Origin of the sequence: Microbacterium sp. (assembly GCF_035277845.1) — a bacterium.
Classification (GTDB): domain Bacteria; phylum Actinomycetota; class Actinomycetes; order Actinomycetales; family Microbacteriaceae; genus Microbacterium.
Genome location: NZ_DATEJS010000366.1, coordinates 1 through 7,990, shown reverse-complemented (window position 1 = coordinate 7,990; position 7,990 = coordinate 1). Strand labels below are relative to the sequence as shown.

The window sequence follows — 7,990 nt, the reverse complement described above, 5'->3', positions numbered from 1 at the left end:
GTCAGGGAGGCATCCCCGGTGAGCACGACGAGAGCGGCGGGCACTTCACCCCATCGATCGTCCGGAACGCCGATCACGGCGACCGACGCGACCTCCGGCAGCTCCATGATCATCTGCTCGACTTCGGCGGGGTAGATGTTCTCCCCACCCGAGATGATCATGTCCTTCAGCCGGTCGCTGACGACGAGATAGCCTTCCTCGTCGATGTGGCCGACGTCGCCGGAGCGCAGCCATTCGCCGTCGTGCACGTCGCGGGTGGCATCCGGCCGCAGCCAGTACTCCTTCATCACGTTCGGGCCGCTGATCTCGATCTCACCTGTCTCCCCCGGTGCGACCGGCGAGCCGTCGGCTCCGACGACGCGGACGTCGGTGAAGAAGTGCGGGAGCCCGGACGAGCCGACATGCGCGCGCGCCTTGCGATACGGCAGCGAGGTCGCTCCGGGCGAGGTCTCGGTCATCCCGTATCCACTCGAGAAGTGGAGTCCGCGCTCCTCGTAGGCCTCGATGACGCGCAACGGCACGCTCGACCCTCCGCAGGTCAGCTTGCGGATCGACGACAGGTCGGTGCGCTCCCAGTCGGGGTGCTCGGCGAGCATCTGGAAGGTCGTCGGAACTCCGGACAGGCTGGTGATGCGGTGCGACTCGATCGAGGCGAGCACCGCGCCCGGATCGACCTTCTCCTGCAGCACGAGCGTGCCGCCCTTGAGCAGCGTGGGAAGGGCGCCCATGCCGAGCGAGGCGACGTGGAACATCGGCGCGATCATGAGAGAGCGTTCGTCCGAGGTCACGTCATAGTCGACGAGCACGTTGAGGGCGTTCCAGGTGAGGTTCCCGTGCGTCAGCACGGCCCCCTTCGGGCGACCGGTCGTGCCGGACGTGTACAGGATGATGGCCGGGTCCTCGAGCGAGACGTCTGCCTCGAGGGGCGTACCGGATGCCCCGGCCAGCACGTCGTCGAGCGCCTCGACGGCCGGCAATTCGGCAGGTCCGTCGACGACGATCCGCCGCTCGACGCCGCTCGACCAGGCCGCGGCGCGGGCGAGTTCCCGCAACTGCTCGTGCACGATCAGCACGCGCGCACCGGAATCCTCGAGCATGTACTCGAGCTCCCGTGGGGCGAGCCGGGTGTTCAACGGCACGAAGATCGCCCCCACGGCCCCGCACGCGAACAGCGTCGTCAGGAAGTCGGGATGGTTGTTGCCGAGGAACGCGACGCGGTCGCCTTTGACGACTCCGCGCTCGTGCAGCGAGCGCGCCAGCAGGTCGATCCGTTCGGCGAATTCCTCATAGCGCAGTTCGCGGGCGCCGTGGATGATCGCGACGTCGCCTGCAGACTTCTCGCGGCGCCGTGCGATCCATGACCCCAGACCCTGGTTCCTCATCGATTGCCTCTTCGCAGTACTCGAGTGTGTTCGGTTGGGCCCCGGGCGCTCGGGCACCCGGGGTGGTGGGATCAGGCGTAGAAGCGGTAGATCCCTCGGGCGACGACGGCGGGCTTGGTGCCGCCCTCGATCTCGATCGTCTGGTCGACCGCGAACTGGTAGCCGCCGGGAACCTCCGAGACCTCGGCGATGACGGCGTTCATCCGCACGCGCGAGCCCACCTTCACGGGCGAGATGAAGCGCACCTTGTCCAGCCCGTAATTCACCTTGGTCGTGACGCCCTCCAGCTCGAACAGATCGCTCCAGAACTTCGTCGCGAGCGAGAGCGAGAGGAATCCGTGCGCGATCGGGGCACCGAACGGGCCGCCCGCGGCGCGCTCCGGATCGACGTGGATCCACTGGTGGTCGTCGACCGCGTCGGCGAAGAGGTCGATGCGGTTCTGCGTGACCTCGAGCCAGTCCGACCAGCCGAGGTCGGTGCCTTCCAGAGAAGGGGCGTCGGTGAAGGATGCGGTGGTGGTCATGATGTGCCTTTCGAGACGTCAGAGGCCGAGGAGGCGGACGGCATTGCCCTTGAGGATGCCGGGCATCGCCTCGGGCTTGAGCGTCGTCCGCTCGGCATCCGACATCCAGCGGTCGGGGGTGATCAGGGGGAAGTCGGAGCCGAACAGCACGCGGTCCTTGAGGTACGAGCCGGCGGCTCGGACGAGCGATTCGGGGAAGTACTTCGGGCTCCACCCGGACAGGTCGATCCACGTGTTGTGCTTGTGGGTTGCGACCGAGAGCGCCTCGTCCTGCCAGGGCACGGACGGGTGGGCCATCACGAGCTGCAGATCGGGGAAGTCGGCGGCGACGCCGTCGAGCAGCATCGGGTTCGAAAGCGCGAGGCGGAGTCCCCGGCCGCCGGGAAGGCCCGCGCCGATTCCCGTCTGCCCGGTGTGGAACAGCGCCGGGACGCCGGCATCCTGGATCGCCGAATAGAGCGGATACCACCGCTCGTCGCTCGGGTCGAAGCCCTGCACGGTCGGGTGGAACTTGAACCCGCGCACCCCGGAGTCGTCGACGAGGGCGCGGATGCGATCGACGGCATCCGGCCGGTGCGGATCGACGGACCCGTACGGGATGAGGACGTCGTTGTGGCGCGCGGCGCCCTCGGCGATGCCGGCGCTGGAGATCGGCACCTCACCGAGGTGCGTCTCGGCGTCGACCGTGAACACCACGGCCGCCATCTTCCGCGCGCGGTAGTACCCGGCGATGCTGTCGAGGTCCGGGCGGGGACCGTCCGTGTTGAAGTACTTCGAGGCGGCATCCCGCAGGTCGCTCGGCAGCGACGAGTGCCCGTCGTGGTCGATCTCGATGTGCACGTGCGTGTCGATCGCGACGAGCGCGTCGACGTCGATGGCCGGCTCGTAGCGGGTCGTCACCGCTTCAGCTCCTCCGGGAGGGGCGGGAACGTCTCCCCGACGGACTGCCGACGCGCCTCGGCGATCTCCGGGAAGTCGCGCCGCAGGGCGTCGTACGACCAGCCGCCCTCGCGATAGGTCGTGAACACCGGCTCGGGGTGCGACCACACCTGGAGGCGGTCGCCCCCGATGCCGATCGCCTGACCGGTGACGCCGGACGCCTCGTCCGAGGCGAGATAGGCGATCGTCCCGGCGACGTCGTCCGACGTCCCGAAGCCGAGGTCGTGACGGAAGAACGCGGGCATCGGCTCGCCGTTCTGCTCCGCCTCGACGGCAGCGGCGAAGTACGGAACGGTGGCGGTCATCGCCGTCGCGGCGACCGGGATGACGGCGTTCACCGTGATGCCGGCACGGGAAAGCTCGAGTGCCCACGTGCGGACCATGCCGACGATGCCCGCCTTTGCGGCCGCGTAGTTCGTCTGCCCGAAGTTGCCGCGCTGCCCGGTCGGCGAGCCGATGCAGACGATGCGCCCGGCGACCTCGTGCTCCCGCATCCAGGTCGCCGCGGCACGCACGCACGTGAAGGTGCCGCGCAGGTGCACGTTGATGACGGTGTCGAAGTCGTCGTCGCTCATCTTCCAGAGCACGGTGTCGCGCAGGACGCCCGCGTTCGTGACGAGGATGTCGAGACCGCCGAAGGTGTCCACCGCCGTCCGCACGAGCTCGTCGGCCGTGGCTGTCGGTCCCACGGGCGCGACGACGGCGACGGCGCGACCGCCGGCGGCCTCGATCGATGCGACGGCCTCAGCTGCCGTGCCGGCATCCACGTCGTTGATCACGACGGATGCGCCCTGGCGGGCCAGCTCCTGCGCATATGCGAGTCCCAGACCACGTCCCGATCCGGTGACGACGGCGACCTTGCCCTCCAGCGTCATGGCTGCTCCTTCTCGTCGGTGTGAGGTTCACGGTTATGCAAACACACAATAATTGAACTTGTCAATGATTAATGTTCACCATCGTTGATACGATGGATCGATGGGCAGCCTGGGAGACACCGAGACCGCGCTGAGCGACGACATCAGCTTCCTCCTTGCGCGCGCCAGCGCGCTCTCGGTCGCCGCCGCCAACGCGGCCCTCGCTCCGCACGGGCTGCGCGCGCGGTCCTACTCGGTGCTGACAATGGTCACGGAAGACCTCCGGCCGTCGCAGAAGGACCTTGCCGAGTTCCTGCGCCTCGACCCCAGCCAGGTGGTCGCCATCGTGGACGAGCTCGAGAAGCGCGGACTCGTCGAGCGCGCACCGGATCCTGCAGACCGCCGCACCAAGATCATCGTCGCCACAGCGGCGGGCAAGCACCTGTGGGCGGTCGCGGCCGACGCCGTACGCTCCGCCGAGCACGAGACCCACGCGGCGATCTCCCCGGGCGAGCGCACTCGGATCGCCGAGATCCTTCGCGGACTCGCCTTTCCGACCGAGTAGCCCGGCGCGCACCCGTCCCGTCCAAGGGTCACGATCTGCTGGCCGCACCCACCGAACGTGACCCTTGAACAACACGAAGCACCCCGGAAGCACTCAAGCGCGCGACCTGGCCCCGTTCAAGGGTCACGATCTGCTGGCCGCACCCACCGAACGTGACCCTTGAACGAGAGCGGCCGGCGGCTGGCGGCCGGGCAGCCGGCGGCGGCAGCCAGGCTGGGCGGGGGACGCCTGGGCATCCCCAGAGCAGGGACGGGCTATGCCACCCCTGCCGGGGCGAAGCGGTCCACCAGCTCGAGCCCCCGACGCGCCCACGCGATCTCGTGGTCCGCACGCTCGACGAACCCCTCGTACGTGAATTCCTTGAAGGCGACGATCGCCTCAGCCGGATGCGCCTGATCCGTCTCGAGGCGGCGCCGGAGGGTCGGGTGGGATCGGTCCCGGATCGCGTCGAGCTGGCCCTGCCATTGGGCGCGCAGCGTCGAGTAGTGGTCGATGTGCTTGGTCAGGACCGCGCGGGCGGCGACGGGATCCGCCCATTCGAAGTAGGCGGCCCGCAGGTGCGCCGGGTCGCGCTCGAGCGGGTACTCGAAGGGCTCTGCCATCCAGTCCGAGAAGGCAGCCGATCCGGCCGGGGTGATCGAATACCGCAGCTTCGTCGAGCTCGGCCCGCGGGTGACGGATTCGACCTCGACGACACCGTCGGCCGCCATCCGCTTCAGCTCGGGATAGATCTGCGAGTCGGGAGCGTGCCAGACGTGCCCCACCGACACATGGAACGCCTTGGCGAGGTCGTATCCCGTCATCGGCTGGGCTGTGAGCAGCGCGAGCAGCGCGTACCGGAGGGTCATCGGGTCACGTCCTGGGGACTTGCGGCTGCCACCGTCCCACACTATCTTTGCGGTGATACCTATCACCATAGGTATTCCTGGATAGGTATTCACCGGAGACGAAGGAGTCCCGATGCCGGAGACGATGGCCGCGAAGCTGCTCGACTACCCCCGCAACGCCTGGTACGTGGCCGCGTGGGACCACGAGGTCGGGCGCAAGAGGATCCTGGCGCGCACCGTCGCCGGACGCCCGCTCGCCCTGTACCGCACCGAGGACGGCCGGCCCGTCGCGATGGCGGATGCCTGCTGGCACCGTCTGGCGCCGCTGTCGCATGGGGTGCTCGTCGGTCCGGAAGACATCCGGTGCCCGTACCACGGGCTCACCTTCAACTCGCGCGGTCGGTGCACGTCCATGCCGGCGCAGGAGACCATCAATCCGAGCGCCCTGGTCCCCTCCTTCCCCGTCGTGGACAGGTACCGGTACGTGTGGGTGTGGGTGGGCGACCCGGCGCTCGCCGACCCGGACACCATCCCCGACATGCACCAGATGACCGATCCGGAGTGGGCCGGCGACGGACTCACCATTCACGCGCCGTGCAACTACCAGCTCATCCTCGACAACCTGATGGACCTGACGCACGAGGAGTTCGTGCACAGTTCGAGCATCGGGCAGAAGGAGCTCAGCGAGTCCGACTTCATCACGAGCCACACCGGGAACACGGTCACCGTCGAGCGGTGGATACTCGACATCGACCCGCCGGCGTTCTGGCTGAAGAACATGCGCGACAAGTTCCCCGGCTTCACCGGCAAGGTCGACCGCTGGCAGATCATCCACTTCGAGGCGCCCGGCACGATCCGCATCGACGTGGGTGTCGCGAAGGCGGGCACGGGCGCACCGGAGGGTGACCGCTCGCAGGGTGTCAACGGCTACGTGATGAACACCATCAGCCCCGAGACCGACCGCACCAGCCACTACTTCTGGTCGTTCCAGCGCAACTATCGACTCGACAGCCAGCTCATCACGACGCAGCTTCGCGACGGCGTCCACGGCGTCTTCGGGGAGGACGAGGCGATGCTCGCCGCCCAGCAGGCCGCGATCGACGCCAACCCGGACTACGAGTTCTACAGCTTGAACATCGATGCCGGCGGCATGTGGGTGCGCCGCATCCTCGAACGGATGCTGGCGGCGGAAGGCCGCGAGCGCACCCCGCAGGCGGCACGCTGAGATGGCATCGTCGCATCAGGAGGTCTGGCAGGGCGGCACCGTCGCGTCCACCCGTCAGCTCACTCCCGAGATCCGCCGCGTCGAGATCGACGTCGACTCCCCGATCCGCGTCGACCCGGGCGCACACATCGACGTGCGCCTGCGGATCGGTGAGACGGAAGAACGACGCTCCTACTCGGTCGTCGAGGCGTCACCTGACGGCGCGCGCATCGCGGTCAGCGTCTACCTGTCCCCCGTGAGCCGCGGCGGCGCGGCAGCGATGAACGCGCTGCGTCCCGGCGACCGGGTCGCCCTCACCCAGCCGATGAACGACTTTCCTCTGCGGGTGGGCGCGGCGCAGTACGTGCTGGTCGCCGGCGGGGTCGGCGTGACGGCGATCTACGGCATGGCGGCGAGGCTCAAGGCGATCGGCGCGGACTACCGCATGGTGTACGCCGGGCGGAGCCGGCCGCTCATGGCCTATCTCGACGACCTCCGCGATGCGCACGGCGACCGCCTCTCGGTCCACGTGCGCGACGAGAGCACCTCCTTGTCCGTCCCCGATCTCATCGATTCAGTGGAGCCGGGCACCGAGGTGTACGTCTGCGGGCCCATTCGCCTGATGGATGCCGTCCGGCGCGCGTGGCTCGAGCGCGGGCTCCCGATCGCCGATGTGCGGATGGAGACGTTCGGCAACAGCGGGTGGTTCGAAGCGAAGGAGTTCACCGTCCGGATACCCGCGCTGGATCTCGAGACCCGCGTGGGGCCGGACCAGTCGATGCTCGAGGCTTTGGAGGCGGCGGGCGCCGACATGATGTACGACTGCCGCAAGGGCGAGTGCGGACTGTGCGAGGTCCGCGTCAGCGCGCTCGAGGGCGAGATCGACCATCGGGATGTCTTCTACAGCGAGCGCCAGCGCAGCGCGCGGGAGAAGATGTGCTGCTGCGTCTCACGCGTCGTCCCCGCGGCCGGCGGAAGCGCCGTCGTCACAATCGTGACGACCTGACGCACGGGTCGCCCCGAACATCGCCACCGTCTACGACTCGGTCCTTGCGTGAAGATCGGACGCCTCCTGTCGCGACCACGATATCGAGTTACGAAACGAGGAATCTCTGCGACCACCTCGAGCCGATCTCCGCGTCGAGTCCAGAGCGCCAGGGCTCATTCGCGAAGAGCGCACATGCATTCACCCGGGGAAGGGATGGCCGGAAGACGCGCCTGAGCCTCGGAGAGCCCCTGAAGCGACCGCTGTCCTTCCAAAACGCGACTACCGCTGTCACAGTCAGACTCCGCCCGAGTACGGCGAGGCACAGGCTGGCGGTCGCCGTGCTCCTCGAGCGCGCCGGGTGATCTCACATCCGCCCTCGCCCCGGCGTCTCCAGGACGAGACGAAAGGAACCATCATGAACACCAGGCACGCCGTGGTCGACACGCCCCTCGGCCCCGTCACGATCGTCGCCACCGGCGCCGCGATCACCGGGCTGTTCTTCGCCCACCACATCCGCAGACCCGCACAGGATTCGTTCGGTCCGGTGCGCATGCTCGAATCCGACGGCCTCCTCGCCGAGGCTGCCACGCAGCTGCAGGGCTACCTCGCCGGACGTCGACGCGACTTCGCTCTCCCGTTCGCCGCGGCGGGTGACGAGTTCCAGCACCGCGTATGGGACATCGTCGCCGCGATCCCGTTCGGTGAGA

The 7,990-nt window shown here is 68.4% G+C and carries 9 protein-coding genes; 4 read left to right on the top strand and 5 right to left on the bottom strand.

The features are described 5' to 3' along the window. The 4 genes from VJR25_RS16340 to VJR25_RS16325 all read right to left on the bottom strand — a co-directional run. Positions 1-1,382: long-chain fatty acid--CoA ligase (locus VJR25_RS16340; RefSeq protein ID WP_324116949.1), on the bottom strand; the 1,382-nt coding region annotated here is incomplete at its 3' end. 71 nt (positions 1,383-1,453) lie between these two features. Continuing rightward, positions 1,454-1,909 carry a MaoC family dehydratase gene (locus VJR25_RS16335; protein ID WP_414683811.1) on the bottom strand — a complete coding sequence of 152 codons (456 nt, stop codon included), beginning with the start codon at positions 1,907-1,909 and terminating at the stop codon, positions 1,454-1,456. Positions 1,910-1,924: 15 nt separating this feature from the next. Beyond that, positions 1,925-2,806, bottom strand: a complete 882-nt coding sequence (locus VJR25_RS16330) for an amidohydrolase family protein (RefSeq protein ID WP_324116946.1) — start codon at positions 2,804-2,806, stop codon at positions 1,925-1,927. Continuing rightward, positions 2,803-3,720 carry an SDR family NAD(P)-dependent oxidoreductase gene (locus VJR25_RS16325; protein WP_324116944.1) on the bottom strand — a complete coding sequence of 306 codons (918 nt, stop codon included), beginning with the start codon at positions 3,718-3,720 and terminating at the stop codon, positions 2,803-2,805. Before VJR25_RS16325 ends, VJR25_RS16330 begins: the two co-directional genes overlap by 4 nt. A gap of 100 nt (positions 3,721-3,820) precedes the next feature. Between VJR25_RS16325 and VJR25_RS16320 the strand changes: the two genes are divergently transcribed. Continuing rightward, on the top strand, positions 3,821-4,264 hold the full coding sequence (locus VJR25_RS16320) for a MarR family winged helix-turn-helix transcriptional regulator (protein ID WP_324116942.1): 444 nt from the start codon (positions 3,821-3,823) through the stop codon (positions 4,262-4,264). 254 nt (positions 4,265-4,518) lie between these two features. Here the strand turns inward: VJR25_RS16320 and VJR25_RS16315 are convergent, their stop codons facing one another. Continuing rightward, positions 4,519-5,112, bottom strand: coding sequence for a PadR family transcriptional regulator (locus tag VJR25_RS16315; RefSeq protein ID WP_324116939.1), 594 nt, complete (start codon positions 5,110-5,112; stop codon positions 4,519-4,521). Positions 5,113-5,224: 112 nt separating this feature from the next. Here VJR25_RS16315 and VJR25_RS16310 point away from each other — a divergent pair, with 112 nt between their 5' ends. The 3 genes from VJR25_RS16310 to VJR25_RS16300 all read left to right on the top strand — a co-directional run. Continuing rightward, positions 5,225-6,316 carry an aromatic ring-hydroxylating dioxygenase subunit alpha gene (locus VJR25_RS16310; protein WP_324116937.1) on the top strand — a complete coding sequence of 364 codons (1,092 nt, stop codon included), beginning with the start codon at positions 5,225-5,227 and terminating at the stop codon, positions 6,314-6,316. A gap of 1 nt (position 6,317) precedes the next feature. After that, the gene (locus tag VJR25_RS16305; RefSeq protein WP_324116935.1) at positions 6,318-7,301 is read left to right on the top strand and encodes a PDR/VanB family oxidoreductase; all 984 of its coding nucleotides are present in this window, start codon (positions 6,318-6,320) and stop codon (positions 7,299-7,301) included. A 397-nt stretch (positions 7,302-7,698) separates the two neighbouring features. Then, positions 7,699-7,990 (top strand): methylated-DNA--[protein]-cysteine S-methyltransferase (locus VJR25_RS16300; protein ID WP_414683810.1); only part of this gene is annotated, 292 nt, incomplete at its 3' end.

What these genes read in the sequence shown, in the direction of transcription:
- VJR25_RS16310 (WP_324116937.1), top strand. Translation starts at nt 5,225, where the DNA reads ATGCCGGAGACGATGGCCGCGAAGCTGCTCGACTACCCCCGCAACGCC.
- VJR25_RS16320 (WP_324116942.1), top strand. Translation starts at nt 3,821, where the DNA reads ATGGGCAGCCTGGGAGACACCGAGACCGCGCTGAGCGACGACATCAGC.
- VJR25_RS16325 (WP_324116944.1), bottom strand. Translation starts at nt 3,720, where the DNA reads ATGACGCTGGAGGGCAAGGTCGCCGTCGTCACCGGATCGGGACGTGGT.
- VJR25_RS16315 (WP_324116939.1), bottom strand. Translation starts at nt 5,112, where the DNA reads ATGACCCTCCGGTACGCGCTGCTCGCGCTGCTCACAGCCCAGCCGATG.
- VJR25_RS16305 (WP_324116935.1), top strand. Translation starts at nt 6,318, where the DNA reads ATGGCATCGTCGCATCAGGAGGTCTGGCAGGGCGGCACCGTCGCGTCC.